This window comes from Synechococcus sp. CB0101 (assembly GCF_000179235.2).
Taxonomy (GTDB): domain Bacteria; phylum Cyanobacteriota; class Cyanobacteriia; order PCC-6307; family Cyanobiaceae; genus Vulcanococcus.
This window is the reverse complement of record NZ_CP039373.1, coordinates 1300584-1326414: the sequence shown is the minus strand read 5'-3', so window position 1 is coordinate 1326414 and position 25831 is coordinate 1300584. Positions and strand designations below refer to the sequence as shown.

Annotated in this window: 26 protein-coding genes and 1 tRNA gene; 8 read left to right on the top strand and 19 right to left on the bottom strand. The window is 64.3% G+C overall.

Annotated features, from left to right (window positions below; all coding sequences use genetic code 11):
• Nucleotides 1-24: 24 nt before the first annotated feature.
• The 6 genes from hsdR to CB0101_RS07170 form a co-directional block, all read right to left on the bottom strand.
• Nucleotides 25-2370: an EcoAI/FtnUII family type I restriction enzme subunit R gene (hsdR, locus tag CB0101_RS07195; RefSeq protein WP_010311139.1), complete on the bottom strand. Its 2346-nt coding sequence runs from the start codon at nucleotides 2368-2370 to the stop codon at nucleotides 25-27.
• Nucleotides 2367-2750: a HEPN domain-containing protein gene (locus CB0101_RS07190; protein WP_010311136.1), complete on the bottom strand. Its 384-nt coding sequence runs from the start codon at nucleotides 2748-2750 to the stop codon at nucleotides 2367-2369. The genes hsdR and CB0101_RS07190 overlap by 4 nt, the downstream gene beginning before the upstream one ends.
• A complete protein-coding gene (locus CB0101_RS07185) occupies nucleotides 2737-3120 on the bottom strand; it encodes a nucleotidyltransferase domain-containing protein (protein ID WP_010311133.1) in 384 nt (127 codons plus the stop codon). Before CB0101_RS07185 ends, CB0101_RS07190 begins: the two co-directional genes overlap by 14 nt.
• A gap of 62 nt (nucleotides 3121-3182) precedes the next feature.
• Complete coding sequence (locus tag CB0101_RS07180; protein ID WP_010311131.1) at nucleotides 3183-3401, bottom strand: hypothetical protein; 219 nt, start codon at nucleotides 3399-3401, stop codon at nucleotides 3183-3185.
• 165 nt (nucleotides 3402-3566) lie between these two features.
• Nucleotides 3567-3824 carry a hypothetical protein gene (locus CB0101_RS15630; RefSeq protein ID WP_010311129.1) on the bottom strand — a complete coding sequence of 86 codons (258 nt, stop codon included), beginning with the start codon at nucleotides 3822-3824 and terminating at the stop codon, nucleotides 3567-3569.
• A gap of 44 nt (nucleotides 3825-3868) precedes the next feature.
• The gene (locus tag CB0101_RS07170) at nucleotides 3869-4876 is read right to left on the bottom strand and encodes a restriction endonuclease subunit S (RefSeq protein ID WP_210409955.1); all 1008 of its coding nucleotides are present in this window, start codon (nucleotides 4874-4876) and stop codon (nucleotides 3869-3871) included.
• 230 nt (nucleotides 4877-5106) lie between these two features.
• Between CB0101_RS07170 and CB0101_RS07165 the strand changes: the two genes are divergently transcribed.
• Nucleotides 5107-6087 (top strand): IS5 family transposase, encoded by a 981-nt coding sequence (locus tag CB0101_RS07165; protein ID WP_136643901.1) that lies wholly within the window; start codon nucleotides 5107-5109, stop codon nucleotides 6085-6087.
• Between the two features lie 212 nt (nucleotides 6088-6299).
• Here CB0101_RS07165 and CB0101_RS07160 read toward each other — a convergent pair whose 3' ends face one another.
• A complete protein-coding gene (locus tag CB0101_RS07160) occupies nucleotides 6300-8078 on the bottom strand; it encodes a type I restriction-modification system subunit M (protein WP_246833845.1) in 1779 nt (592 codons plus the stop codon).
• Nucleotides 8079-8159: 81 nt separating this feature from the next.
• Nucleotides 8160-8531 carry a DUF429 domain-containing protein gene (locus CB0101_RS07155; protein WP_246833844.1) on the bottom strand — a complete coding sequence of 124 codons (372 nt, stop codon included), beginning with the start codon at nucleotides 8529-8531 and terminating at the stop codon, nucleotides 8160-8162.
• A gap of 144 nt (nucleotides 8532-8675) precedes the next feature.
• On the opposite strand from CB0101_RS07155, the gene istA reads away from it, so the two are divergent.
• Nucleotides 8676-9989 carry an IS21 family transposase gene (istA, locus tag CB0101_RS07150; RefSeq protein ID WP_136644007.1) on the top strand — a complete coding sequence of 438 codons (1314 nt, stop codon included), beginning with the start codon at nucleotides 8676-8678 and terminating at the stop codon, nucleotides 9987-9989.
• A complete protein-coding gene (gene istB, locus CB0101_RS07145) occupies nucleotides 9986-10849 on the top strand; it encodes an IS21-like element helper ATPase IstB (RefSeq protein WP_136643950.1) in 864 nt (287 codons plus the stop codon). The genes istA and istB overlap by 4 nt, the downstream gene beginning before the upstream one ends.
• Before the next feature lie 113 nt (nucleotides 10850-10962).
• On the opposite strand, the gene CB0101_RS07140 is transcribed toward istB, so the two are convergent.
• Together CB0101_RS07140 and CB0101_RS07135 are read right to left on the bottom strand one after the other, a co-directional pair.
• Nucleotides 10963-11460 carry a DUF429 domain-containing protein gene (locus tag CB0101_RS07140; RefSeq protein WP_136644027.1) on the bottom strand — a complete coding sequence of 166 codons (498 nt, stop codon included), beginning with the start codon at nucleotides 11458-11460 and terminating at the stop codon, nucleotides 10963-10965.
• A 3-nt stretch (nucleotides 11461-11463) separates the two neighbouring features.
• Nucleotides 11464-12198 (bottom strand): hypothetical protein, encoded by a 735-nt coding sequence (locus tag CB0101_RS07135; protein ID WP_010311100.1) that lies wholly within the window; start codon nucleotides 12196-12198, stop codon nucleotides 11464-11466.
• Nucleotides 12199-12637: 439 nt separating this feature from the next.
• On the opposite strand from CB0101_RS07135, the gene CB0101_RS07130 reads away from it, so the two are divergent.
• Nucleotides 12638-12865: a hypothetical protein gene (locus tag CB0101_RS07130; protein ID WP_010311097.1), complete on the top strand. Its 228-nt coding sequence runs from the start codon at nucleotides 12638-12640 to the stop codon at nucleotides 12863-12865.
• 15 nt (nucleotides 12866-12880) lie between these two features.
• Here the strand turns inward: CB0101_RS07130 and CB0101_RS07125 are convergent, their stop codons facing one another.
• Together CB0101_RS07125 and CB0101_RS07120 are read right to left on the bottom strand one after the other, a co-directional pair.
• Nucleotides 12881-14080: a phage integrase gene (locus tag CB0101_RS07125; protein WP_010311095.1), complete on the bottom strand. Its 1200-nt coding sequence runs from the start codon at nucleotides 14078-14080 to the stop codon at nucleotides 12881-12883.
• A gap of 268 nt (nucleotides 14081-14348) precedes the next feature.
• Nucleotides 14349-14420: transfer RNA gene (locus CB0101_RS07120), tRNA-Thr, on the bottom strand.
• A 49-nt stretch (nucleotides 14421-14469) separates the two neighbouring features.
• On the opposite strand from CB0101_RS07120, the gene CB0101_RS07115 reads away from it, so the two are divergent.
• Nucleotides 14470-14739, top strand: a complete 270-nt coding sequence (locus CB0101_RS07115; protein WP_071778155.1) for a DUF3493 domain-containing protein — start codon at nucleotides 14470-14472, stop codon at nucleotides 14737-14739.
• Here CB0101_RS07115 and CB0101_RS07110 read toward each other — a convergent pair.
• From CB0101_RS07110 to CB0101_RS07085, 6 genes are all read right to left on the bottom strand, one after another.
• Complete coding sequence (locus tag CB0101_RS07110) at nucleotides 14653-15597, bottom strand: low-complexity tail membrane protein (RefSeq protein WP_010311091.1); 945 nt, start codon at nucleotides 15595-15597, stop codon at nucleotides 14653-14655. The two genes, CB0101_RS07115 and CB0101_RS07110, sit on opposite strands and share 87 nt — an antisense overlap.
• A gap of 16 nt (nucleotides 15598-15613) precedes the next feature.
• A complete protein-coding gene (gene infB, locus CB0101_RS07105; protein ID WP_136644026.1) occupies nucleotides 15614-18970 on the bottom strand; it encodes a translation initiation factor IF-2 in 3357 nt (1118 codons plus the stop codon).
• A 64-nt stretch (nucleotides 18971-19034) separates the two neighbouring features.
• Nucleotides 19035-19313 (bottom strand): YlxR family protein, encoded by a 279-nt coding sequence (locus CB0101_RS07100; protein WP_029553103.1) that lies wholly within the window; start codon nucleotides 19311-19313, stop codon nucleotides 19035-19037.
• Nucleotides 19310-20743, bottom strand: a complete 1434-nt coding sequence (gene nusA / locus CB0101_RS07095; protein WP_010311073.1) for a transcription termination factor NusA — start codon at nucleotides 20741-20743, stop codon at nucleotides 19310-19312. The genes CB0101_RS07100 and nusA overlap by 4 nt, the downstream gene beginning before the upstream one ends.
• A 52-nt stretch (nucleotides 20744-20795) precedes the next feature.
• On the bottom strand, nucleotides 20796-21269 hold the full coding sequence (gene rimP, locus CB0101_RS07090) for a ribosome maturation factor RimP (protein WP_010311071.1): 474 nt from the start codon (nucleotides 21267-21269) through the stop codon (nucleotides 20796-20798).
• Nucleotides 21270-21441: 172 nt separating this feature from the next.
• On the bottom strand, nucleotides 21442-21723 hold the full coding sequence (locus tag CB0101_RS07085; RefSeq protein WP_043718037.1) for a hypothetical protein: 282 nt from the start codon (nucleotides 21721-21723) through the stop codon (nucleotides 21442-21444).
• 7 nt (nucleotides 21724-21730) lie between these two features.
• On the opposite strand from CB0101_RS07085, the gene CB0101_RS07080 reads away from it, so the two are divergent.
• Genes CB0101_RS07080 through rpiA form a run of 3 tightly spaced genes read left to right on the top strand, consistent with a single transcriptional unit; the run spans nucleotide 21731 to nucleotide 24421 of the window.
• Nucleotides 21731-22555 (top strand): metallophosphoesterase, encoded by an 825-nt coding sequence (locus CB0101_RS07080; protein WP_246833866.1) that lies wholly within the window; start codon nucleotides 21731-21733, stop codon nucleotides 22553-22555.
• Between the two features lie 26 nt (nucleotides 22556-22581).
• The gene (locus CB0101_RS07075; protein WP_010311065.1) at nucleotides 22582-23676 is read left to right on the top strand and encodes a trypsin-like peptidase domain-containing protein; all 1095 of its coding nucleotides are present in this window, start codon (nucleotides 22582-22584) and stop codon (nucleotides 23674-23676) included.
• Between the two features lie 31 nt (nucleotides 23677-23707).
• Entirely contained in the window at nucleotides 23708-24421 is a 714-nt protein-coding gene (rpiA, locus tag CB0101_RS07070; protein ID WP_010311062.1) for a ribose-5-phosphate isomerase RpiA, read from the top strand.
• On the opposite strand, the gene hisD is transcribed toward rpiA, so the two are convergent.
• The gene (hisD, locus tag CB0101_RS07065) at nucleotides 24418-25764 is read right to left on the bottom strand and encodes a histidinol dehydrogenase (protein ID WP_010311058.1); all 1347 of its coding nucleotides are present in this window, start codon (nucleotides 25762-25764) and stop codon (nucleotides 24418-24420) included. The genes rpiA and hisD overlap by 4 nt on opposite strands.
• Nucleotides 25765-25831 lie beyond the last annotated feature (67 nt).

The following is a 25831-nucleotide window of genomic DNA, read 5'->3' as shown; positions in this document are numbered from 1 at the left end:
CGAGGTGGTCGTTGATTTGCCGGATTAACACTGAGGCTCGGGCTCGTATAAGTAGCGCTGAAACCCTGCGAACAATTTCCCGATTTCCTCTGGTTGTCCCAGATCCGAAATGGCATCGGCGATGGAGTTCTGGTAGCGGAGACGCAGCAATGCCGCCAGTTTTTCTTGGGCCAGCTCCTGCACGCCTGTGGTCACGTAATGCTGAAGCACAAAGTCGATAAAAAGCTGTTGTTTGTTGGTGAAGTGGGAGTGGATGTACAGCCGAGCCTGTTGCGCGCGCAACTCGCGTGGGATGGGTGGTAAGGCGTAAGCCACGTGAGCCAGTACATCAAAGAGGTCGCTGTCCTCGGCGGAGATGATCGCTTGCATCTCAGTCAGTTGATCGGGTCCAAAGCCCTTGTCTGCCAGTCCCTGCAGCAGCTTGCTGCGAGTGTGTGGCTTGCTCCAGATGGCCCGTAGTTCGGCTTCGTCTCGCACAAACTCAGGCAGTTCTCCATACAGCAGTTCGATGAATTGCTGTGAGCTCATCGGCTTGCCATCGGGATGCCAGAAGCTGGTGACCAGGATGTGCTGGACCGATCGCTCCTTGCCATCGCCGAGCTTGGTCTTGACCTTCGCTGGCCGAGGCTGCGTGTCCGGATCGGTCGTTGCTGGATCTTCCGGCTCTTCAGGTCCCGGGTTCGGTGTAGGGGTGCCTCTCGCAGGCCCTTCGGGCGCGATTGGCTCTCCATCCCATTCCGCATCACTGAAATGGTGATGCGCCTTCACGAAATCGAGGATGGTGAAGTAGTCCTTACCGTCGTAGAGGCGGGTGCCACGACCGATGATCTGCTTGAACTCGATCATCGAATTCACGGGACGCAGCAAGGCGATGTTGCGTACATTGCGGGCATCCACGCCAGTCGAGAGCTTCTGCGAAGTGGTGAGGATGGTGGGGAGTGTCTTCTCGTTGTCCTGAAAAGCCCGTAGCCAGGTGTTGCCGAGTTCGCCATCGTCGGCCGTCACGCGATGGCAGTAGTTGGGATCGGTGCTGCTCTTGCGCTGGTTGATCAGGTCGCGAATCGCCAGGGCGTGCTCCTGGGTGGCGCAGAACACCAGCGTTTTCTCGCGCTGGTTGATCTGACTGAGCAGGATCTCCACCCGCTGCCGTTCGCGCCGCTCAATCTCGATGATGCGATTGAACTCGGCCTCGGTATAGCGCTTCCCCTCCTGAACCTCTCCTTCCACCACGGTGTCGTCTGCGGTGTAGACGTACTCATCAAGGCTTGTGGTGATCTGCTTGACGCGGAAGGGCGTTAGGAAGCCGTCGTTGATGCCTTCCTTCAGGGAGTAGGTGAACACCGGTTCGCCGAAGTAGGCGTAGGTGTCGGCGTTGTCGGTGCGCCGGGGGGTGGCGGTGAGCCCCAGCTGCACCGCGGGGGCGAAGTATTCGAGGATGCCGCGCCAGGTGGATTCGTTGTTGGCGCCGCCGCGGTGGCATTCATCGATCACGATGAAGTCGAAAAAGTCCGCCGGGTATTGACCGAACCAGGGTGAGGGTTTGCCCTCCACCACCGGACCGCTCATGAAGGTCTGGAAGATGGTGATGAACACACTGGCGTTGGTGGGTACGCGGCCCTTTTTGCGCAGATCGCCGGGTTCCATTCGAGCTAACGCGTTGTCTTCGAAGGCGGCGAAACTGGTGAAGTCGTTGAAGGCTTGATCGGCGAGGGTGTTGCGATCCGCGAGAAAGAGAATGCGTGGCCGGCGACTGGGCTGGCCGGACAGATTCCAGCGGGACTGGAACAGCTTCCAGAGGATCTGGAAGGCCATCGAGGTTTTGCCGGTACCGGTGGCGAGGGTGAGCAGGATGCGGTCGCAGCCGGTGGCTACCGCTTCCAGCACCCGCGACACAGCAATGTCCTGATAAAAGCGGATCTGCCAGCTGCCCCCCTTGTCTGCATAGGGAACGGCCGCAAAGCGATCTCGCCAGGCGTTCTCCTCGGCGAACTGGCGTGTCCACAGCTCCTCCGGTGTGGGGAAGCGTTCGGCTTCGCCCTCCTCACCGGTGGCCATGTCGATGGCGTAGACGCCAAGGCCGTTGCTGGCGTAGGTGAAGCGCAGTTGCAGTTTGCTGGCGTAGTCCTTGGCCTGGGCCACGCCTTCGGTGAGGGGTGCGGTGTCGGGCTTGGCCTCCACCACCGCCAGCTGGGTGTTGCGATAGGTGAGCACGTAGTCGGCTGTGAGCGGTTTGCCGCGACGACCACCGCCTTCAATGCGGCCGGGGGTGATCGAAAACTCACGCCGGATGCGGCTGCCTTCCACCACGCCCCAACCGGCTGCCGTGAGCAGCGGATCGATCAATTCGGCACGGGTGTCGGCCTCATTCATGGGATCAGCGCGGCCACATGGGCGAGCAGATCGGCACAGAGCTGATTCCAGGCGGCGCGATCCAGTTGTTCAAGATCCGGTTCTTCGTCGTAGCGCCTGAGAACAGCGAACTCCGTGAAGCGACTCAGCCCGATGAATGGATCAATCGGAGCACTGAGATCGCGCAGCATCTGAAACAACAGCCTCAGGTTGTGGCTGAAGGGTGGTTGCTTTGGCTGGAGCACGAGGAGCCAAGCTTTGAGAGCCTTCTCGGTGGCTTGCTGGATCTGAAAACCCCAGTGCTCTTCATAGAAGAGAGTGGCATCCACCATTCCGTGGGCCGCGCGCAGATCGCGCTGCGCGATGCGCAGAAAACCGCTCGGGGTTTCAGCTGGGGCCATGCAGGGACTCCGCTGAATCCAGCTGGCGGCCATAGCGGAAGGCCTCAGCGATCACATTGCTGTTGCCATGCCGGCGCTCTGCCACCTCGCTGGCGGAGAAGAGCAGAAGCTCGATCGGCAGGCGGTGATAGGCCAACTTCCAGCCCAGGGCATCGGTTTGCTCCAACCGCGAATGAGCCGCCAGCCAGGCATCCGGCACGGTCACCAGAAGATCCAGGTCCGAGTCGGGGCGGGCGGTACCGCGGGCGCGTGAGCCGAACAGGCGCACTACGGCACCGGGGATGGCCGCCTGGATCTCGGCCGCGATCGTGCGAAGCAGCGGCTCGTCGACGACGTAGTGATAGCCGGAGGGACTGGCTGTGGCACTCATGGGGGTAGTCTGACCGATCTCCGCGGGAATAGAGAACCTCTCCACGGCTGCTCAGGTTGATGTCAAGGGCCAGTGGTCCGTTGCGAATCAGGCGTGGACTCCACGATGGGTGGCAGCTTGGCGATCTCCTCGGGCGAAAGTTTGCAGATCTTTCCCTCGCGCATGGTGATCAGCTCGGTGCCGGTCTGGATGGCAATGCGGCGCGCTTCTTCGGCTGCTCGCTGAAGAGCAGCCATGGAGCCACGCATCACAGGATCGCTGCACTCACGGATGTCCTTCATTCCCCTCCACTCGCCTCGCCCCACTCTATCAAGACCGGTTGGTCACCCAAGTTGTTGTACTTCACCCAGTGATCACCTCAGACTTGTAGCAGGCTTCGAAGTTGTGTAAGCCTGCGATAAAGCGTCGCCGGATGACAGCCTCCGGGATGCTGTGCCCTCCCTGTTTCACGCGCGCAGCAACGCGCAGGATGGCTGTTTCTGGACTCGGTAATGCCAGAAAGTAGAGACTGATCTTGTAGCCCATGGAGCGCCACTCGCGAATGCGAGCCAGATAGTCCAGACCTCGTAGGGAGGTAGGCCGGCGGCGATCAGATCGGCATTGATGAACCGTAGACAGTTGGCCTCTTGCGGCAGAAACGAACGCGCGAAGGTGGTTTTGCCGGCGCCATTGGGGCCTGCCAGGATGATGATCGCGGGGCTCATGGCATCAGGGATTACATACGGCTCAACGTCGTGTGCGCCAGGGGTTAGATCTTGCCGCTGAAGGCCTGGTGCAGTAGGGAGGTTTTGAGTTCCTCGAGGGCGGCGATTTTGCGTTCATAGATTGAGGTAAGTCGCTTCGATTCTTTGCTGAAGGCGTCCAAGTGATTCGCGATTTCCTCCTGTTTCTTCAGGGGAGGAAGCAAAACAGGTAGTGTGGCAAGTTTCGCTTGGTTGATATTGCTGATGCTTGTGCCTCCTCCGTCGCTCGTGAGGCGGCTGCGAGCAGTTCTCGACTTCATAAAGTAAAGCAAGAAGCGTGGGCTTGTTGTTTGACCGTCTGGCCGTATGCGGATGATGAATCCCGAGTAGGAAATCATTTCATTTACGGCTGGAACGAGCATGCAGCGACCGACCAGGTCCTTGCTTCCATTGGAGCGGACCGTTAAAATATCTCCCTCGCGAATCAAGTAGTCCTCAGTGACGTTGCCATCGATGGTTGTGCATTGCAGCTTGTCGAGCGGGACAATAGAGCGCTCCTGAAAGTCTCCGACGCCGACCATGCGAAGCGTCTGTCCGCTGCTGTTGCGCGAGAAATTCAAGCCATTCTTAAAGTCGGCAAGCTCTCCCAGGCGCTTCTCCGTCCATCCTTCCTCTTTCTGGTTGAAGGCCGCTTCCAAGTGGCTTTCGAAGACAGCTAGGGCATTCCGGAGGTTCTGTTCGGCGTTGGCTTTGGCGGTGGCAAGGGCCTCGAAGGCTTCGTCGAGTATGTCGACGATCCGCTGCTGTTTTGTCAGTGAAGCTGGATAGCTCACTGAAAATTGTTCGGCCAGCGCGGATCGAGAAAGTTCGGTTTGGCCGCCACATCCTTCTCCAGCTTCTTTTAGCGCGTCTTCAATTATGACGAGCATATAGCCGAAAAACTCTCGGTAAAATATGCTTCGATCTGGTCGAACGATGGTGACATGGGAGTCGACGGTCGTTGCTTCTTGGGGTTGTTCGCGTACTTGCGCAACGCGCCCGAGTGTGCCAGTGCCTGTTGAGTTGACCAACACGTCACCGATCTGAATGTATCTCTCTGCCGGGACTTTCTTGCTGTCTAGGTTGTGGCGTCTTGAGTGCGCATAGTTAATTGAGTGGTCGCGAATGCATTTCTGATTTAGGACGCAGATGCCGCCTTCTTCTGCGTAGGAGGGTGAGATGCCGCGTTTGATTAGGGAAATTCTGGAAAACCCAGCCCGTCTGCGCGAAAATGAACCTGTAATCGCAGACCAGGACTGGGTTGATGGGCGGCAAGCAGCTCGGTTTCACGGACTATGAGCTGACCACGGCCAAGAAGCGCACCAAGCGCGAGAAATTTCTCTCCGAGATGGAGGCTGTGGTGCCTTGGCAGGCACTCATCGATCTGATCGAGCCGCACTACCCCAAGGCGAGCAAGAAAGGCGGCAGGCCTCCCTATCCGCTGGCAACGATGCTGCGCATTCATCTGCTGCAGCAGTGGTACTCCCTCAGCGATCCGGCCATGGAAGAGGCCTTGATCGAGGTGCCCACCATGCGCCGCTTTGCCGGCATCGAGCTGATCAGCGATCGGATCCCGGACGAGACCACGATCCTCACGTTCCGCCATCTGCTTGAGAAGCATGGGCTGGGTGAGCAGATTTTTGACACCGTCAAAGCGCTCCTGGCCGCTCGGGGCGTAACCATGCGTCAGGGCACGATCGTCGATGCCACCTTGATCGCAGCGCCCAGCTCCACCAAGAACAAAGATGGGAAGCGGGATCCGGAGATGCACCAGACCAAAAAGGGCAACCAGTGGTACTTCGGCATGAAGGTCCACGCCGGCGTTGACAAGGACTCAGGCCTGATCCATTCGGTTGTCGTCACCGCCGCCAACGTGCACGACCTCACCCCGGCAGCTGAGCTACTGCATGGAGATGAGGAGGTGGTGTACGGCGATGCTGGCTACCAGGGCATCGCCAAGAGACCAGAAATGGCTGGCAAGACAGCGGAGTTCAGAGTGGCGATGCGGCCCGGCACGCGCAGGGCTCTTCCTGACACCCCGGATGGGAGGGTGCAGGATCTGATCGAGACGGCCAAAGCTCACATCCGCTCCAAGGTTGAGCATCCCTTCCGTGTGATCAAGCAGCAGTTCGGCTTTCAAAAGACCCGGCTGCGAGGCTTGGCCAAGAACCGCTGCAAAATCAACGTGCTTGCGGCACTGTCGAATCTGTACCAGGCCCGACGACAATTACTCGCGACAGTGTGAACAGGGACTTGGTGTGCCTGCACACCTCTATTTAGCCTCAAAACCAGCCGAAAGTGGCTGGATATGTGAGCCAAGGTCATCAAAAAATGGCCTCAGAGGCAATTTGCAGCCAAAACCACTCTTTCTGCTCGCTGCCGCCGCTCAAACACCGCTTGTCCAGAGTTTCCTTAGAGTGCAGACATCCCCTAGCTTCTTGGTCTGCCAATCTTCTTTCACAACAGCCCCCTGATCTTGTTCAGTGCCAACGCGCCTTCCGCATCCAGCGCGGCAATCTCCGCCATGATCTCCTGAGGACTTCGGTGGGCAACGGCCTGGGCGGCGTGTGGATTCTTCACCGACAGATCAAACGTCTGCGGATCCACGTCCGCCACATCAAGACTCCAGCTCTTGGGTGAATCTGCGAAGTTCTTCTGCAGCTCCACGAACTCGGCCAGATCGCGATCGTGGAGCGGGTTTGTCTTGCCGAGGTTGCGTCCTGGATCGAGCTGGTAGAACCAAACCTTTTGGGTTGGTGCTCCCTTCTCGAAGAACAGCACCACCGTTTTCACACCTGCTCCCTGGAAGGTGCCGCCGGGGCAATCGAGCACGGTGTGCAGGTTGCACTCTTCCAGCAGCTTTTGGCGCAGGGCCACAGAAGCATTATCTGAGTTGGAGAGTAAGGTGTTCTTGATCACCACGCCGGCGCGGCCGCCGGCCCGCAACATGCGGATGAAGTGTTGAAGAAACAGGAAGGCTGTTTCCCCTGAGCGGATCGGGAAGTTCTGCTGCACCTCCTTGCGTTCGCTGCCGCCGAACGGAGGGTTGGCGAGGATTACGTCAAAACGATCCCGCTCCTGCACATCGCTCAGGTTTTCGGTGAGCGTGTTGGCATGGATGATCTTGGGTGCTTCGATCCCATGCAGGATCATGTTCATGATCGCGATCACATAGGCGAGGCTCTTCTTTTCCTTGCCGGTGAAGGTGCGGGTCTGCAGTGTGTCCAGATCTTCTGTGCTCAACTCACGGCCTGAAGCCCCGCCTTTGCGCATGTATTCGAACGCTTCGCAGAGAAAGCCTGCGGAGCCAACGGCAGGGTCGTAGACGGTTTCGCCGATCTGTGGGTTGATCACCTGCACGATGGCGCGGATCAGCGGCCGGGGCGTGTAGTATTCGCCGCCGTTGCGGCCGGCGTTGCCCATCCGCTTGATCTTCTCCTCGTAGAGCATCGAGAGCTCGTGCTTCTCGGCCTGGGAGCGGAAGCGCAGGCCATCGATCACATCGATGATTTCGCGCAGGTTGTAGCCGCTGGAGATTTTGTTGCGGATCTCCCCGAAGATCTCACCGATCTTGTACTCAATCGTGTTGGGCCCACTGGCGCGCTGCTTGAACTGCTCCAGGTAGGGAAACAACCGCTGATTCACGAAATCGCGCAGGTCGTCGCCTGTGAGCGAGGCGTTGTGATCCAGCTGGCCATCGGCATTCTTGGGCGCCGCCCAGCTGTTCCAGCGGTAGGGCTCCTCCAGGATCGGGGTGTAGCTGCGACCCTCAAGCAGGGCCATGGCGGCCCGGTCGTCCTCCAGGCCATCGAGGTATTTGAGGAACAGCAGCCAGGAGGTCTGCTCGGTGTAGTCGAGTTCGGTGCCGCAGCCCGCTTCCTTGCGCAGGCAGTCGTCGATGGCGCGGAAGGCCTGATCGAAGCTGCTCGCTGTTGTTGGCTCCTTGGACATGCGAGATCGTCTGGATGCGGGCTTGGATGAGGCAGCGGCCTGATCGCCAGTGCTCCCGTCGTTCAAGGCCACCGAACCTCCGCGCCCGCGCCCGGGAACAACCATGCCAGTGCTTACCAGATCCGATCGCACCGCCTCATAGGTGTCTTCATCCCACTCCAGGATGCTGCGCAGGCGACCGTTCCCGGCCGATCCGCCAAGTGCGGCCAGGGCGCCCATGAAGTCGTCCTTCCGTTCATCGGCTTGTCCCGTCTCGATGCCTGGGAGCTGGGCAGAGGGGTTCAAGGATGCGGGGCAAGATCTCCTAAACCTGCCAGTGGGTCTGGGGTGCCCGCAAGGTGTAGGACCCCGCGGTTTCGTCCGGGCTCACCACTGCCACTCCTCGTGGTCAAAGCGGCTGTTGCTGGGGGCATCCATGAGGCCTTTGCCTGGACCAGCCGCTGCTGCCTCTGCCCATCCGGTGCGACGCGAGGCAAGGGATCCGGACGCCGTGGGCATGCCAGGCGCACCCTCCAACGCTTGAGCCGCCGAAGCCACGTTCACGATGGGTTTTGGAGATCTGTCGGCGGACAAGGCAGAAACAGCCGCTGGAACCACGATGACTCCTTCCGTCTCTTCGCCATACAGGTGATACGGCCCCCCGCTGGCGGCCACATGGGCTGTGAGGGCGCAGAGAGCAGCGTCCACCAGGTCGATGCTTGTCAGGCGTGTGAGGTTGATGCCTGCTTGCTTGAGCAAGTCCCGGCGTTGTGTGCGCTTCTGCCGTGCCTGTGTCAGGCGACAGCAAAAACTGGTCCGGCGGCGACACGAAAACTGGTCCACCCTGTGGAGCGAGCCAGGCCTGACGACACGGTGAGCGCAGGGGCGTCATCTCTGGAGCCGATGGCTGCGGAGATGCCGGTGCAGACCCCTCAGGATGTGGAGGCGATGCAGCGGCTTTCGGCAGCAGGCTGGGGCCGTAGACGGATTGCCCGGGAACTGGGCTGTTCGCCGGAGACGGTGCGCAAGTACCTACGGCAGGGTGGCTGGCAGCCCTATGGCAAGCCCTGCCGCACCTCGGTTCTCGATGGTCAACGGGAGTGGCTGCGGCAGCGATTTCTGGCCCACCGCGGCAATGCCGACGTGCTGCGGCAGGAGTTGGCCAGTGAGAAGGGAATCAAGGTGAGCCTGCGCACGGTGGAGCGTGCGGTTGAGCCATGGCGGCGTGAGCTGCGCAACGCAGCTGTGGCGACGGTGCGGTTTGAGACGCCACCGGGCCGGCAGCTGCAGGCGGACTTTGGCCAGTGCGTGGTGCGTATTGGCGGCGAGCGGGTGCGGGTGCACCTGGCGGTGCTCACCTTGGGATACTCCAGGCGACTGTTGGTGCGGGCGTTCCGCAGCGAGAAGCAGGACCACTGGCTCTCAACCCTGGAGGAGGGGTTCCGGCACTGGGGCGGTGTGCCTCAGGAGGTGCTCGTGGATAACGCTCGCGCCCTGGTGAGTCAGCACGATCCGGAACGACAGATCCTGGTGTTTGCCCAGCGGCTTGAGCAGTTCGCCAGCTACTGGGGGTTCAAGCCCCGCGCCTGCCGGCCGTACCGGGCCAGGACGAAAGGCAAAGACGAACGTGGGGTGGCGTACGTCAAACGCAACGCCATGGCCGGGCGGGAGTTCAGCAGCTGGGCGGAGCTGGAGGCCCATCTGGTGCGCTGGACCCGTGAGGTCGCTGACCTGAGGGTGCATGGCACCACGGGTGAGGCGCCGCTGGAGCGGTTTATGCGCGCAGAAGCCCAGGCCTTGCAGCCGCTGGAGGCCAAGCCGTCCTTCTTGGCAGAGCGGGAGCTGGTGCGCGTTGTGCACAGCGACTGCTGCGTGGAAGTGGAAGCGAACTGGTATTCGGCGCCGCAGGCGCTGATCCGCCAGCGGGTGAGCGTGCTGGTGCGCGATCAACAGGTTCTGATCCGCCATGGCGGCAGGATCGTGGCTGAGCACAGGCGTCAGCGGCCTGGTAGCCGTAGCCGCCAGGTGATCGACGGCCATTGGGATGGCCTGGTGCCGCAACGGCAGCGGCGCGAGGCGGTGCGTTCGCTGCGGGACACCAGCGAGCGTTGTGATCAAGAACAGGAGCAAGAGCAGGAGCGGCGCATGGTTCGCAGCTCTGAACTGGCCCGGCCTCTGGCCGTCTATGCCGAGCTGATCGGTGAGGTAGCGGCATGAGCACCAACCCGCGCAACCGATCCACACCCATCACGCCACCGGTGCCGACCGAGGAGCTGGAGGCGATGCTTACCCGCCTGCGGCTACCGGCCATCCGCGATCGCCTCGATGCGCTCCTGGAGGAGGCGGCAAGGCGGGAGATGAACCTGCGTGAGGCGCTGACCTGGCTCTGCACAGCTGAGGTGGCTCGCAAGGACCAGCTGCGGATGGAAATGGCGCTGCGGCTGGCGCGCTTTCCGTATGTGCGGACGCTGGAGGCATTTGATTTCGAGGCTCAGCCGTCGATCGATCCGGCCCAAATCCGCGAGCTGGCCACCTGCCGTTGGGTGGCCAACGGCGACACCTTGCTACTGCTCGGACCGCCGGGTGTGGGTAAGACCCACTTGGCCGTGGCACTGGGCCGGGAGGCGGTGCGGCTCGGTCACAGCGTCCAGTACGTCGGTGCGATGGAGCTGATCACAGCCCTGGCCAAAGCCCAGGCGCAGCACGCCCTGGAAGCAAGGCTGACGCAGTACGCCAAAACCCGGCTGCTGATCATCGATGAGCTCGGCTACCTGCCGCTTGAGCCGAACGCGGCCTATCTGTTCTTCCAGCTGATCTCCCGCTGCTACCAGCGCGGCAGCGTGTTGATCACCTCCAACCGCCCCGTCATGGAGTGGGGCGAGGTGTTTGGTGATCAGGTGGTTGCCACGGCAATCCTCGATCGGCTGCTGCACCACAGCCACGTGCTGACGATCCGGGGCGACAGCTACCGGCTCAAAGGGAAACGTCGCAGCGGTCTCATCCGCCCGCAGGCGGGCGGTTCCTCCTCACAGGACAGCGCTGGCCTACAGCCACCGCCGCCCAGTGAGGAGGCCTGAAGGAAAACTCGAATCAGGCAGCACAGGTTCCGCAGCCCACAACAACCACGTCACGACACACACCGATGAGGCAACGATCGAAAAGCCAACGGAAGGCCCCCATCAGCAGACCATCAGCTGGACCAGATTTCGTGTCGCCGGAGGACCAAAAGCGGATGTCGCTTGACAGCCTGGGCATTGCCGCCCCGCAGGTGCCAGGTGATGGCATGGGGGAAGGTTTCAAAGCAGCAGTGCTCACCAGGTATCGGCAGGGCTGTGCAGATCGGATGGCTGGGCTCCAGGGCCTGATAGAGCGCCTCACCGTGAAACATCCAGCCGTAGTAGTTGCTCGGGTGTTGCACAGCCCGCTCGCGGCTGGGTGAGGCGAAGCAGTGCATCCCTTGCCGCATCAGCTCGCGCTCGCAGGCGCGCATGCGTCCATCGTGGCTCCAGCGGCAGGGTGCATCGATGGCGATCACCAGGGCGTTGTGGGTGTTCAGGCACCAGTCGCGAAGCGCTGCTACGTCGGCTGTGACCAGCTGGTCGGTGGTGGTGCCGTCGGTGAGAGCCACCGCATGGAAGCCCTTGCGCTCGCCGCCTACATCAATGCCCACTGTGGTGATCAGCGCCATGGCTCAGGCTTGCAGGGCTGCCTCACCCCAGCGGAACACATGCCAGAACTCGGGGCCAAGGTCGTCCTCGAACTGGTTGCTCTTCAGGAGCGCGGCAGCGCATTGAGCGCCTGTGCGCCCCTGGGGATAGGTCGTGCGCCAGAACTCAGGCATGGTTTGCAGGGCCACTCGCAACACCCGCCAGAAGGTGTCTGGGGTTCCGGCAACGGCGATCGCGCTCTGCAGCGCACGGCTCAAGGCTCCATTGGGGGCGTTGAGAGTCGGCCAGGTGATCGGACGCTCTTGGTTGTAGATGCTGTAGAACTGCCCGATCAAGGAAGCCTCCGGCGCACCTGCGCTGCTCTCGTTGAAGGGTTCCACGCTCTCCTCGGTTGTCCCCAAGGCCGGCTGTTCGGATTGCAGTGGCTCGTTCTCCTGCGGCTCGGAGAGCTGAACCGTGGTGCCGTGCATCCCGGTGGTGAAGCTCAACCAGCCCAGGCTCTGGAGGTCGTTGAGGTCGGCGCGAAGTTCGCGGGGTTGCACGTGCCAGCTTTCGGCCAGATGCTTCAGGCCCAGTTGCACGGCCTCGCCATCTCTGGCTCTGAGTTGCAGGTAGCCGTAGAGCTGAGCCACCCGTAGGGCTCGGCTGGGTCTCTTGGAGCCTTTGCGTTGCTGCTCCAGTTGTTGCAGGGCTCGATGGGTCTGCTCAATCGCTTCGGTGTGTACGCAAAAGAAGCGCTGGGGAGGAGGGCAGATCATCGGGGCTGTGCTTGTACTGGAGGCTACTGGCGTTGGTTGGAGCGTCGGCCTGCCTGGCTGCTGCTTGCTCCTTCCTCCCCTGATCCCTGGATTGCTCGGATGGGTGTGTGTTGTTGTTTTGGTTTTATTTTCTAAGACTTTTTGAACCATATAGATGGTGGGTCAATCTGCCTCAGCCCCTTGGGGCGATCTGACCTAGGGGGTGAGATCAATCTGGCCTCACTGGTGAGATCAATATGGCCTCACCCTGAGGTCAATCTGCACCCACCCATGGGACCTCACAGGTCTCTAGTGAGGCACCCCATGCCTCAGGTGATGCACCCCGTGCCGCACTCCCAAGATCGCTCAAGGTTGGCGCCAGTAGCCTTTGTCTATACCTGGAGGCGTCTTGCAGAGTCGAGCACGAGGTCGTTGTCGTTTACCGCGGGAGAGGGATCGTTTGGGTCTCTATCCAGGCTGCGAAGCCTCGCTTTCAAGCCCGTCTCTGTGGGTCGACACCAAGGCCATCTTGCGTCACCTCAGCATCAGCCGTGCCACCCTGGATCGGCTGCGCCAGGAAGGTGTTCTGGTGGAAAAGCGGCACTACATCAAGAAGAACCCCACGGCGATGCGCGGCGTGTTCCTCTGGAATCGTCAGCGCTGTGATTTGGCCCTCGATCGCATTTGAGGGTGTGCCGGGTGCTCACGCCGCGATCGGCTGCGTGCGGGCTTTGATGCCCCGCTGAATCTCATCCTTGGTGATCCAGAAGAGATAGATCTCTTTGTGCACATCACGGCTGTGGCCCATCATTTCGGCCGCTGTCTCCGCTGAGATGTGGGCATAGGCCGGATCGGACGCCAGGCGAATGGCCCAGGCGTGGCGTAGGTCGTAGGGCACGCATTGCAGGATTTCCTGGGTGGCTCGGCGGTGGGCGCTGGCGCTGGCTTGGGCCACCACCGTGAGCGCAGGGAGCCGTAGGCGCATGGCCCGTCCCAGCTGCCCTCCCAGGTACTGGTTATTGAGGCAGGTGCCGCTGGCGTCGAACTGCGGGGTCCAGGGCAGGGCCCCTGTCAGGTTCTCCCGCAGCCCGTAGCGCTCTACCCACTCCAGCGGCGCGGGCATCACCGGGCGAAAGCCGGTTTTGGTGCGCTCGGCGCCGCCGATCTGGATCCAGCCCTCCGCATCCGGCAGGCACTCCAGGTGAAACACCTCATGGGGGCGCAGGCCGTAAGTGGCCACCATCGCCAGGGCCCATTGCAGCGGCCGTGATTCGATTCCATCCAGCCACCCCTGCAAGGCCTCCTGCGAGGGGATGGCCCGCGGCCTGTTGGCCTCCCGGGCGGTGCGTCGCCGCTCCTTGCCGCTGGGGCGCAGGGCACGGAGTTCGCTGAGCAGTGCTTCGTTCACCAGGGAGGAGCCCCAGTCGCGGATGCGGGCCAGGGTGTCGATGCGCACCGTGTAGCCCCGGCTGGCTGGATCGGCCTGGCGCGCCCACTCCCGCAGGGCCTGGGTGCGGGGTTTGCCCTTGAGCTGGCCGATCTGGCGCAGGTAGGTGCGGTAGGTACCCAGGGAGCGCGGGCGGCGTTGCTGCAGCCACGCGATCGTTTCCTCGGCCAGGGTGCTCCAGCTAAGACTGCTACTGGCGTCGGTCTTCTCCTGCTCTGGCCAGCTGCCAAGCTCATGGCCGGCCAGGCAGCGCTCATAGGCGCTGATCACGTCCTCCCGGGCAACCCACTCCAGCGGGGCCAGTGAGAACTGGCGCAGGCGTTCGCCGTCGACGATCTCGCGCACGTACAGATAGGGCGACTTCTCCGGGCTGGCGTGCAGGCGGAAGCGGCAGCCGTCCTCCACCAGGCGATGGGAGTAGAGGGTCAGGGCGGATCGGTTCACAGCAGGGGGCATCGGCTCCTTTGAGCATTCCCAGCTCTCGCCGCCTCGACCCACTGATTCGTCGACTGATTCAGTGGCGCAAATTTGGAGGGAAAGCTGGAGGGAAAGTGCGCCGGCCGGCCATCCGATCGTGGCAGATCTGGAGGGAAACTCACTTTCCCTGTAGATGGTTCAAGCTGATGCGATTTGACGAAAAGATGCGCTTGTGATACCTCATCTCAAAAGCAAGAAACCCCTGTCATGGACAGGGGTTTAAGGCTCCGGTTTGACTCTTTGAAAAAGCCGGTGACTGGATTTGAACCTGCGACCTACTGATTACGAATCAGTTGCTCTACCACTGAGCTACACCGGCAGCCGCATCAAATTAGCATTCAGGCTGTTGCGCCCACTGGGCTCGCGTCATGGCACCACAGTCCCGTGAGCCCATTGATCCGGCGCTACGCGCCCGCCTGTTGCAAGAGGCCAAAACACCCTGGCGCGGCCTGCGCCGTGGCTTGTGGTTGGCGTTTACGGCTTCAGCGGCTGTGGGTCTGGCCACCATGGCGATGCGGGCTTCCGTTGGCGATGCCGTGGCGCTCAGCGATCTAGGAATCCAGGTTGGTGCCCTTGTCCTCTTCGGCGGCTTGCTCTGGCGTGACCGCAACCCCAGCATCGACGACAGCGGCGTCTGAGGCTGCAGGATCGTCATCCGACGGATCAGGGTCCGGTTCGGGTTGCACGGGGGCCTCGGCTTGAACGGATGGCTCAGGAAGATCCGCTTCGATCGGTTCGGGTTCGGGTTCTGCTTCAACCTCCGCCTCAATCTCAACCTGTTCTTTGGCTTCTGCTTCGTCTTGTTCAGATTCCGCGGCTAAAGGCGCTTCGCTGGCGTCAGCTGTTGGCTCACTAACGCTGGCGGTGGGTTCTGGCTGCGGTGAAACCGGTGATTCGGTGGGTGCGTCGATTTCCAGAGGGGCCAGCAATAGCAGTGGTAGTCCGGCATTTAGGCGGGTCTCTGCGGCGATGTCTTGGGTAAGCGGCAGGGTTTGATCCACCAGGTTTGCGGGCCTGGTGAGCATCCACACGGCTTGGATCAGCTGTTGCCACTGCCAGAGCATCAGCGCCAGCAGAGGCACGCTCACCAGCAGCACCACCAGCCGCGGGCTGGCGGAGAACGGAGACCAAGCCCAGGCCAGGCCTGCACTGGCGTCGGCCCACCACAGCAGGGGGAGTAACAGCCCCGCTCCCGCCGCTCCGATGAGCTTGAGCGGAAGCGTTCCCTGAAGGGCGCTCAGGCGCAGTTGTTCGGGCCGCCGGCCCCGCAGAGGAACTTGCACCAGCAGCAGCGACCACAGGTCGGGCGGCAGTCGCCAGAACAAAGCCGCTGGTGCCAGCGCGCCTAAGGCCCAGGCGAGCACCCGTTCAAAACCGGGAAAAGGTCCTGGGTCAGCGCCCGCCAGCACCAAGAGCAACAGCAGCGCCTCAAGCGGCAAGGCCGCTAGCCCCAGGAGCTGGAGCCACAGCAGGGGTTCGCGTCTTGCCGGATTCACGGGGTGCGGCTGCAGATCAGGTGCTCAGTGTGCGGCGCTGCGTGACCAATTTGTAGGCCTCGACGCGGTCGCCTTCCTGCCAGTTGGCGAAGCGATCGCAGCCGATGCCGCACTCGAAGCCGGTGGCCACTTCCTTCTGGTCGTCCTTGCCGCGGCGCAGGGAGTCGAGGTCGCCCTCGTACACCTTTTCCTTGCCGCGCCAGACGCGCACCTTGCAGTTGCGCTGCAGCTTGCCGTTGGTGACGTAGCAGCCCGCCACGGCACTCTTGCCGATGGTGAACACCGCGCGCACTTCGGCCTCGCCGAGGCTCTCCTCCACCAGCTCGGGCTCCAGCAGGCCTTCCATGGCCATCTGGATGTCTTCGAGCAGCTTGTAGATCACGTCGTAATCGCGCACATCCACGCCGGTGGCATCGGCGGCGCGCTTGGCGCCCGGTGCCATCGAGGTGTTGAAGCCCACGATCACGGCGCCGGAGGCGGCCGCCAGATCCACGTCGGTTTCGGTGACCTCGCCCGGTGCCGACAGCAGCACCCGCACCTGCACCTCCTCCTGTGGCAGCTGTTCGAGGGAGCCGAGGATGGCCTCCACCGAACCCTGCACGTCGGCCTTGAGGATCAGGTTGAGCTCCTTGAGCTCGCCTTCGCTGGCCTGACCCGACATCGACGCCAGCGACACACGGCGGGAGGCCATCTGCTGGGCCAGACGTGTAGCGCGGGCCTCGGTGGCGCGATCGCCCACCACGGCGCGGGCTGCTTTCTCGTCGGGGTAGACCTCGAATTCATCACCGGCGGTGGGCACTTCGCTGAAGCCCAGGGCCTCCACCGCATAGGAGGGGCCGGCTTCTTTGACGCGCTTGCCGTTGTCGTCGACCATGGCGCGCACCTTGCCCAGGATCGGACCTGCGGCCAGCACATCGCCGGTGCGCAGGGTGCCGTTCTGGATCAGCAGGGTGGCCACAGGACCCTTGGCCTTGTCGAGGTGAGCCTCGATCACGGTGCCCTTCGCCATGCGGTCGGGGTTGGCCTGCAGGTCTTCCACTTCGGTGACCAGCAGGATCATCTCCAGCAGCTTGTCGATGTTTTCGCCCTTGATGGCGCTCACCGGCACCATCACGGTGTTGCCGCCCCAGTCCTCGGCCACGAGTTCGTGGGAGGACAGTTCCTGCTTCACCCGATCCGGAGAGGCGCCTTCCTTGTCGATCTTGTTGATCGCCACCACGATCGGCACCTTGGCGGCGCGGGCGTGGCTGATCGCCTCCAGGGTCTGGGGACGAACGCCGTCATCAGCGGCCACCACCAGCACGGCCACGTCGGTGACCTTGGTGCCGCGGGCACGCATGGCGGTGAACGCCTCGTGGCCCGGGGTGTCGAGGAAGGTGATTTTCCGCTGCTCGCCGGCATGGGGCACTTCCACCTGATAAGCGCCGATGTGCTGGGTAATGCCCCCGGCTTCTCCAGCGGTGACGCGGGTTTTGCGGATCGAGTCGAGCAGACTGGTTTTGCCGTGGTCCACGTGGCCCATCACGGTCACCACGGGTGGGCGGCGGATCAGGTGAGCGAGATCGCTCTCTTCGATCATCTCCACCGTCTTGGCGGCAGCAGCCTCCACGTCGTCTTCGAGCACCGGCACGCCGAACTCATCTGACACCGTCTCGATCGCGGAGAGATCGAGGGTCTGGGTGACGGTGGCGATGATGCCCTTGAAGAACAGGCTCTTGATGATCTCGGAGCTGTCGACGCCCAGACGATCGGCCAGTTCCTGCACGGTGAGGTTGCCCTCCGGCACCACCAGCATTTCGGGCCGTTGTTGCTTGGCCTCGCGGGCGGCGCGCAGTTCCATCGCACGGCGGCGCTGGCGCTGACGGGTGGTTTCCTTCTTGCGCTTGCGGGCCACAGCCGTGGGCTTGCGCTGGGCGGTAGCGGCGCTTCTCGGCTTGGCGGGGCGGGCCAGTGAGGCCTGCAGCACCACGGCTTCCTGTTCGCCGGCGAAACCACCGGTTTCTGCGGTCAACGCATCATCGTTTTCGCCGATGATGTGGACCTTCTGGCGTTGCTTCTGCGGCGAGCGGCTGCGCAGCGCTTCCAGCTTGGCGCTGTCGTCCCAGTCGGGGCGACGCGGGCGCCCACCGGCCGGCGGCTGCGGAGCCCGGAAGTTGGGGCGACGTGGTGCGCTTGGAGGCGTTGCCACTGGACGGGCAGCGTCATCACCTCCGGCCGCTCCGGCACCGGCACCGGCTCCAGCAGGAGCACCAGGACGCCGCGGTGGTGGTGCGGCTGGCCGTGCACCTGGCTTCTGCAGTTGCATCAATTCGCCAGGAGCCACCGGCTTGCGCATGCCGGGCACGCCAGGCCTGGTTGGTGGCGCAGGGCGATTGCCGCCTGCGGCCGGGCTATTCAGATCGCGGCGGATCGGTTTGCCCACCAGTTCCACCTGGGGGCGTGCGGGGGGTGTGCCGGGCTTGGCACCACGCACCGGTGCCGGGGCACCCGGGCGGGTGGGCATGCCGGGGCGCTGGCTGAGGGATGGGCGACCCGACGGAGGGGCCGGGCGGCTGCCGCCCTGGCCGCTCTGGGGCCTGCCCACCAGTTGGGGCTTGTTGCCGCCGCCGGCACCAGGCCGAGTGGGTGCGGGGGCGCCGGGGCGTGCGGGCGCTGCAGCCGGTCGTTGCGGCGGGGCCACGGGGCGGGCCGGTGCGGCGGCGCTGGGGGGCGCGGGCTTGCGCGCTGGAGGAGCACAAGCAGGGGCCTTCGACACGATCGCCGGGGCAGGGCGGCCAGGGGCCGGTGCGCCGGGGCGTGGGGGAGCGCCGGCGGGCTTGGCCGCGGCAGGCCGTGCCGGCGGTGCCACGGGAGCTGCAGGGCGCGCGGGCGGGGCAACAGGCTTGGCGGCCTGCGGAGCCGGCGCTGCGGGTCGGGGCGCGGGAGCGGCGGGCTTGGCGGCGGCCGGAGCTGGCTTGGCTGGAGCCGGAGCAGGCTTGGCTGCAGCGGGAGCGGGCGCAGCGGGGCGTGCCGGCGCAGCCACCGGCGGCTTGGCGGCGGCAGGAGCGGCGGCCGGCTTCACCGGTGCGGCGGGAGCGCTGGCCGCTGGTTTAGGGGGCTGGGGAGCAGCAGGTGCCGGGGCCGACGGTGCTTTCTTCACCGAAAGAATGGCTTTCTGGGGCGGCGCAGCGGGAGCTGGCGCTGCAGCGGCTTTGGCTCCGTTGCCACCGCTCTTGATCAGGCTGCGGATGCGAGCTGCCTCGTCGTCGCTGATGGAGCTGCTGTGGCTCTTCGCGGCGATCGCGAGCTTCTCGGCGGCATCGAGCACGTCCTTGTTCTCAAGGCCCAAGTCCTTGGACAGCTCGTAAATCCTGACTTTGCCGCTGCTGGTCATTCAGTGCTCCAAAGGGTCGGTGCCACGGGTGCCACCGGGCCTCTACACACGGTGAGGCCAACATTCATCTTGCCTCAGAGCCTGCAGAAGAGGTGGCGTGCAGGCGCTGCTCCAGTGCCGCGTAGATGGAATCTGCAACCTGACAACGCAGGCCTTTCTGCAGCTTCTTGCGGCGTCTGGCTTCTTCCAGACAGTCGCGCTTAGGGCAGAGGTAGGCCGATCGGCCCATGCCCTGATCCAGCGCGAGTCCTCCATCCGCCAGGCGGATGACCCGCCAGAGCAGCCGGCGATCCAGCAGCTCTCGGCAGGTCACACAGCGCCTGAGGACGCTGCGTTCACTCACCGGGCTCCATCCTCGTCGTCGCTGGTTTCGGGCTCGCTCGCGGGCTCTTCTTCAGGAGCCGCTTCGCCGGCTTGCTCAGCGGCGGGCTCCTCGTAGGCCGCCTCGTCGTAGCTGGCCTCAGCGCCGTAGTCCTCTTCGTCTTCGGGCAGGGGATAGAGCTCCCGCAGGCGGGCGTCTTCCTCGGCACGCAGAGCCTGTTCGGCCTCCAGGCGGGCTTCAGCTTCGGCCTGCAGCGCTTCTTCCTCCTGGCGCATTGCGATCAGCTCCGACACCTTCTCGTCTTCAGCGGCTTGGTCGTACTCGGTGCTGTTCTTGATGTCGATCTTCCAGCCGGTGAGGCGGGCCGCCAGGCGCACGTTCTGACCTTCGCGGCCGATGGCCAGGCTGAGTTGATCGGGCGGCACGAGCACGTGGGCGTGCTGGCCCTCGGGATCCACGAGGCGCACGGCTTCCACGCGGGCCGGGCTGAGGGAGTTGGCGATGTATTGGCCAGGGTCCTGCGACCAGCGGATCACGTCGATTTTTTCGCCGCGCAGCTCGTTCACCACCTGCTGAATGCGGGAGCCGCGGGCGCCGATGCAAGCACCCACCGGATCCACTTCGCGTTCCACGGAATCCACCGCCACCTTGGTGCGGGGGCCCACCGAGCGGCTGGGGGGATTGGCCTCGCGGGCCACGGCCACGATCCGCACCGACCCTTCCTGGATTTCGGGCACCTCGTTTTCGAAGAGATACACCACCAGGCCGGCATTGGCGCGGCTCACGAACAGTTGCGGTCCGCGGCGGGGGATCTCGCTCACCTCCTTCAGGAACACCTTGAAGGTGGCGTTGGCGCGGTAGTTGTCGTTGGGGAGCTGGTCGCGGCGGGGCAGTTCGGCCTCTACCTCGGGACGGCCCAGGCCGCTGCTCACGGCCATGATCACGCTCTGGCGTTCGAAGCGGATCACACGCGCGGTGAGCACCGGATCTTCCAGATCCGCAAATTCCTCTTGGATCATGCGGCGCTGGTGATCGCGCAGCTTCTGAGCCAGCACCTGCTTGGTGGTGGCGGCGGCCATGCGGCCGAAATCCTCTTTCTCGGGGGTGACGTCGAGCACCACCGTGTCGCCGATCTGGGCGTCTTCCGCCACCTGCATCACCTCAGCCAGGGCGATCTGGTGGTCTTCGCTCTCCACCTCCTCCACGATGATCTTGGAGGCCAGAACCCGGTAGCCCTCTTCATCGAGGTCGAGCGCAACATCGAAGTTGGAGAAGTAGTCCTCCTCAAACGGGTCTTCGCTGATGCCGAGATACAGGGTGCGGCGATAGCGCTCGTAGCCCTTGAGCAGGGCCTCGCGCAGAGCCGACTCCACCACCTGAGCGGGCAGCTTTTTCTCTTCGCTGATGTCCTCGATCAGGTTCGACAGACCGGGGAGCAGTACCAGTGCCATGGGGGGAGGGAGAAACGGGTGGTCTTCGGGGTGAGGAAAGGGCGGCGGCGCTTCAGCCCTCAGTCGGCGTGGTGAGGCGCACCGCGATTACATCGGCGCGGGGCAGGCGGACCGTGCGGCCGCGCACATTGATCTGCACGCTGTCGTCGGTGCGCTCCAGCAGGAGGCCTTCCCGTTCAGCCTCGACGCCGGTTTTAGAGTCGCGATAGCGAACGCACACCGGAAATCCGCGGAAGCTGCGGAAGTCGCGATCGTCGTTCAGCGTCTCGGCGATGCCCGGGCTGCTGATCTCCAGAACGTAGGCGTCTTCGATCAGGGCGGCCGCCTCGAGGGCCTCGCCCAGAACGCCACTGAAGCTGGCGCAGTTGTCGAGGCTCACATCACCCCCATCGGCCAGACGCAGCTGAACCAGCAGCGTCATCGGGATGCGATGGGTGAGCAGCTGCACACCGCACACCTGAAATCCTGCGTCGGCTGCAACCTGGCTGGCCAGGCGCTCGAGATCGGGGATGAGGGGATGCGGCAAGCCGGATCGCTGGTCGGGGGACGGGCAACCCGTCCGGCACCTGCAGTGATCTGCATCCTGGCCATTCACGCGGGCCGAAACGAGGTCGTTTCGAACAGGCGCCAACAGCTAGGGGTGCCCGCCGGGCACATCCGAACCCTAAAGGATCAGGGTGAAAGCCTCTGGCGGTGCTTCAGCCGCCGAGGGGGCCGCCCAGAGCGTTGAGATCCACGGCGGGTGGCTCCATGTAGGCATCACCGGGCTTTTGTTCGCCCCGCAGGCTGGGGTCTTGATTGAGGCACTGGGCCTTCTGCTCATCCGTGCGCAGGTATTGGCACACCCGTGCCCACAGTTTGGAGCGCGTCGAAGGGCCGCCCTGGCTGAAGTGCACCAGGTCGCCGCCGCCGGCCATGCCCTGGATCTCCACCTGGCAGAGCGAGCAGCGTTGACGGGTGCCTGGAGGGATTGCAGCCATGCCAGCCATGCGCGGAACGGGCAACTTAGGTCCATTGCCGAGGGGCAGGGTGGTGCTGCGGGTGCTTCAGCTGAGTGATCCCCATTTGTTGGCGGACCCCCGCGGTCGCTGTCGCGGCCGGGTCGCCCTGGAAGCCCTGCAGCACGGATGGCAACAGGCGCTGCTGCAGCTGGGGCACCCGCCGGATCTGCTGCTGATCAGTGGCGATCTTTGTCAGGACGAGAGCCTGGGCGGCTACGTGCGCCTGCGGGAGCTGCTCGAGGCGTGGACGGTGCCGGCGGTGGCCCTGCTGCCTGGCAACCACGACCACCCCGGCCTGCTGCGGGCCGCCCTGGGGCGCCAGGCCTGGATCGCGCCGGCTGTGGTGTCGCTGCCCGGCTGGCAGCTGCTGCTCTTGAGCAGCCATCGGCCCGGCTCAGTGGCCGGTTGGCTCGATGCCCCCCAGCTCGCCTGGTTGCAGCGTCAGCTCCAGGCCGCCTCAGATCCTCTGCTGGTGGCGCTCCACCATCCACCGGTGCCGATTGGCAGCCCCGAGCTCGATCGCATTGCGCTGCAGCAGCCCGAGCTGCTGATGCAACCTCTGCTCGCGAGTTCGCCGGTGCGTGGGGTGGTGTTCGGCCATGTGCACCAGCACTGGCACCGGTTGGCTCCGCGCGAGGGCGGCCCGTCCTTGCCGCTCTGGGCTTGCCCCTCCACCCTGGCGGCCTTCACGGCCGTGCAGCCCTGCCCGCTTGGCCAGCCCGATTGGCCCGGTGGCCGTTTGCTGGAGCTCGGCCCTGATGGGGTGGTCACCACCCGGCTGCTGCGCTGGCCGCCCTCTCGGGCTGCCTAGCCTGCGCGGCAATCGTCTGAGCTGACGTGCGCCGCCTCCTTGCTCTACCGCTGCTGCTGCTGGTGAGCCTGTGGCTGGCGGCACCGGCCTGGGCCGATCGCTCGGGTGCCGGCCACAGTTTTGTGGCGAGCGCGGTGAAGCGGGTGGCTCCAGCGGTGGTGCGGATCGACACCGAGCGAAGCGTGCCTCGCATCGGCCTGGATCCCTCCTTTAACGACCCGCTGCTGCGGGAGTTGTTCGGCGACCAGATGCCCCACAGCCGGGAGCGGGGCCAGGGATCGGGGATCGTGATCGATGCCAAGGGCTTGGTGCTCACCAATGCCCACGTGGTGGATGGGGCTGATCGGGTGGAGGTGAGCCTCCCCGATGGTCGTGAGCTGGAGGGGCGGGTGCTCGGGGCCGATGCCATCACGGATCTGGCCGTGGTGAGCATTCCTGTGGGCGCGGGCGTGAAGGCCGCGCCCCTCGGTGATTCGGAGGCTCTGGAGGTGGGCGATTGGGCGATTGCCCTGGGCACCCCCTACGGCCTGGAGCGAACGGTGACCCTGGGCATCGTGAGCAGCCTGCACCGCAACATCACCAGCCTGGGCTTTTCGGATAAGCGCCTGGAGCTGATTCAGACCGATGCCGCCATCAACCCCGGTAACTCTGGCGGCCCCTTAATCAATGCCGATGGTGAGGTGGTGGGCATCAACACCCTGGTGCGCTCCGGCCCCGGCGCCGGTCTGGGTTTTGCCATCCCGATCAACCTGGCCAAAGGCGTCGCTGCCCAGCTGGGCAATGGTGGTTCGGTGGTGCACCCCTACCTGGGGCTGCAGCTGGTGCCCCTCAATGCCCGCCTCGCCCGTGACAACAACAGCGATCCCAATGCGCTGCTGCAGCTGCCGGAACGCGACGGCGCCCTGGTGCAGCGGGTGATTCCGGAGAGCCCCGCCGAGAAGGCCGGCCTGCGCCGCGGTGATCTGGTGGTGGCCGCTGCCGACCAATCCGTGCCTGATCCAGCCACCCTGCTGCGCTTGGTGGAGGGCTCCACGGTGGGTGAGGTGTTGCCGCTCACGGTGTTGCGGGGCGAGCAGGAGTTGCAGCTGTCGATTCGTCCGGAAGCGCTCCCCAGCGCCTGAGCTACGGTCACGCCTCAGAGAAAACGGCGTGATGGCGGATCTTCAAGATCAGATGAAACAGGCCGTGGCGGCAGCGGCCACTGAACAGATTCGCAGCGGCATGGTGGTGGGCCTCGGCTCCGGCTCCACGGCAGCCCTGATGATTCAGGCCCTGGGCGCCAAGCTCAAGAGCGGTGAACTCACCGACATCGTGGGGGTGACCACCTCCTTCCAGGGCGAAGTGCTGGCGGCTGAGCTGGGCATCCCCCTGCAGAGCCTCAACGCCGTGGATCGCATTGATCTGGCCATCGATGGCGCTGATGAGGTGGATCCCTCCTTTCAGCTGATCAAGGGCGGCGGTGCCTGCCACGTGCAGGAAAAGCTGGTGGCCGTCCGCGCTGAACGCTTTGTGGTGGTGGTTGATTCCACCAAGCTGGTCGACACCCTCAACCTGGGCTTCCTGCTGCCGGTGGAGGTGCTGCCCGGTGCCTGGCGTCAGGTGCAGGCCCAACTCAAGGGGATGGGCGGCGATGCCCAGCTGCGCATGGCGGTGAAGAAGGCCGGGCCGGTGGTGACCGATCAGGGCAATCTCGTGCTGGATGTGAAATTCGCCGGTGGCATCACCGATCCGGTGGGCCTCGAGCGCGACATCAACAACCTCCCAGGCGTGCTGGAGAACGGCCTGTTCGTGAACATCACCGACCAGGTGCTGGTAGGCGAAATCAACGACGGTGTCGCCGGTGTGCGCGACCTGGTGAAGCGCTAAGCCAGCCGGCGGCGCACCGACTCGCCATGGCTGTGCAGCCCCTCGCTGTCAGCGAGGGTGGACACGGCTGAGCCGGTGGCTTCCAGGGCCTGGCGGTTGAACTGAATCAAGCTGGTGTGGCGCAGGAAGGTTTCCACACAGAGGGCGCCGGCGAAGCGGGCGGTGCCTGAGGTGGGCAGGGTGTGGTTGGGGCCGGCCAGGTAGTCGCCCACCGCTTCCGGGGTCCAGGCCCCCATGAAGATGGCACCGGCGTGCTGGATCTGGTCGGCCAGGGGCTCGGGGCGCTCCACCTGCAATTCGAGGTGCTCGGGTGCGAAGCGATCGCTTAGGCGTGCTGCCTGATCCAGGCTGTCGCACACCACGATCAGGCCCCAGTCGTTGAGGGCCTGGCGCGTGATCGCGGCGCGTGGGTGGCCCGCTAGCTGCGCTTCGATTGCGGCGGGTACGGCGGCGGCCAGCTCAGCGCTGGTGGTGAGCAGGATGGCGGCGGCCAGGGGATCGTGCTCGGCCTGGGCCAGCAGATCGGCGGCCACGTGCTCGGCGTTGGCGGTGTGGTCGGCGATCACCAGCACTTCGCTGGGGCCCGCCAGCGAATCGATCGAGACGCGGCCGTATACCGCTTTTTTGGCCAGGGTCACGTAGAGGTTGCCCGGGCCGGTGATCACATCCACCCGGGGAATGGATTCGGTGCCGTAGGCGAGGGCTGCGATCGCTTGGGCGCCGCCCACGCGATAGATCTCCTCGATGCCGGCCAGATGGGCGGCGGCCAGCACGGTCTGATTCACACGACCATCCGGGCCCGGTGGGGTGACCATCACCAGCCGCTGCACGCCGGCCACCCGCGCCGGCACGGCATTCATCAACACCGTGCTCGGGTAGCTGGCACGGCCGCCGGGCACATAGAGGCCGGCCCGCTCCACCGGGCGCCAGCGGCGGCCCAGCCGCTCGCCATGCACCCCGGTCACGTTGAGGTCAGCGGGTTTCTGGCGCTGATGGAAATCCACGATGCGGCGGTGCGCCAACTGCAGGGCCTCCTGCAGCGCCGTGGGGGTGGCGGCCCAGGCCGCCGCCAGCTCCTCGGCCGGCACCCGCAACGGATCCGGCCGCACACCATCGAAGCGTTCGGTGAGCTCCATCAGGGCGGCGTCACCCTGCGTGCGCACCTGCTCAAGGATCGCGTCGACCCGTTCCGCGGCCTCTCGGCTTTGGCCGCCGCCGGTGCGCTCCGCGATGGCCTCGAGGCGGTCACCGGCGGCCTGGGCGTCATGCAGCAGCTCGATCTGCAGCGGTGCGAGGTCGCCAGGGGTGGTTGGGGCGGCGGCGCTGACAGCGGTGGCGCTCATGGCGTCGGGCGTTCTTGGATCAAGCTAGTGGCCCAGGCGGCGAGGGCTGGTCGGGCCTGGGGGTAGA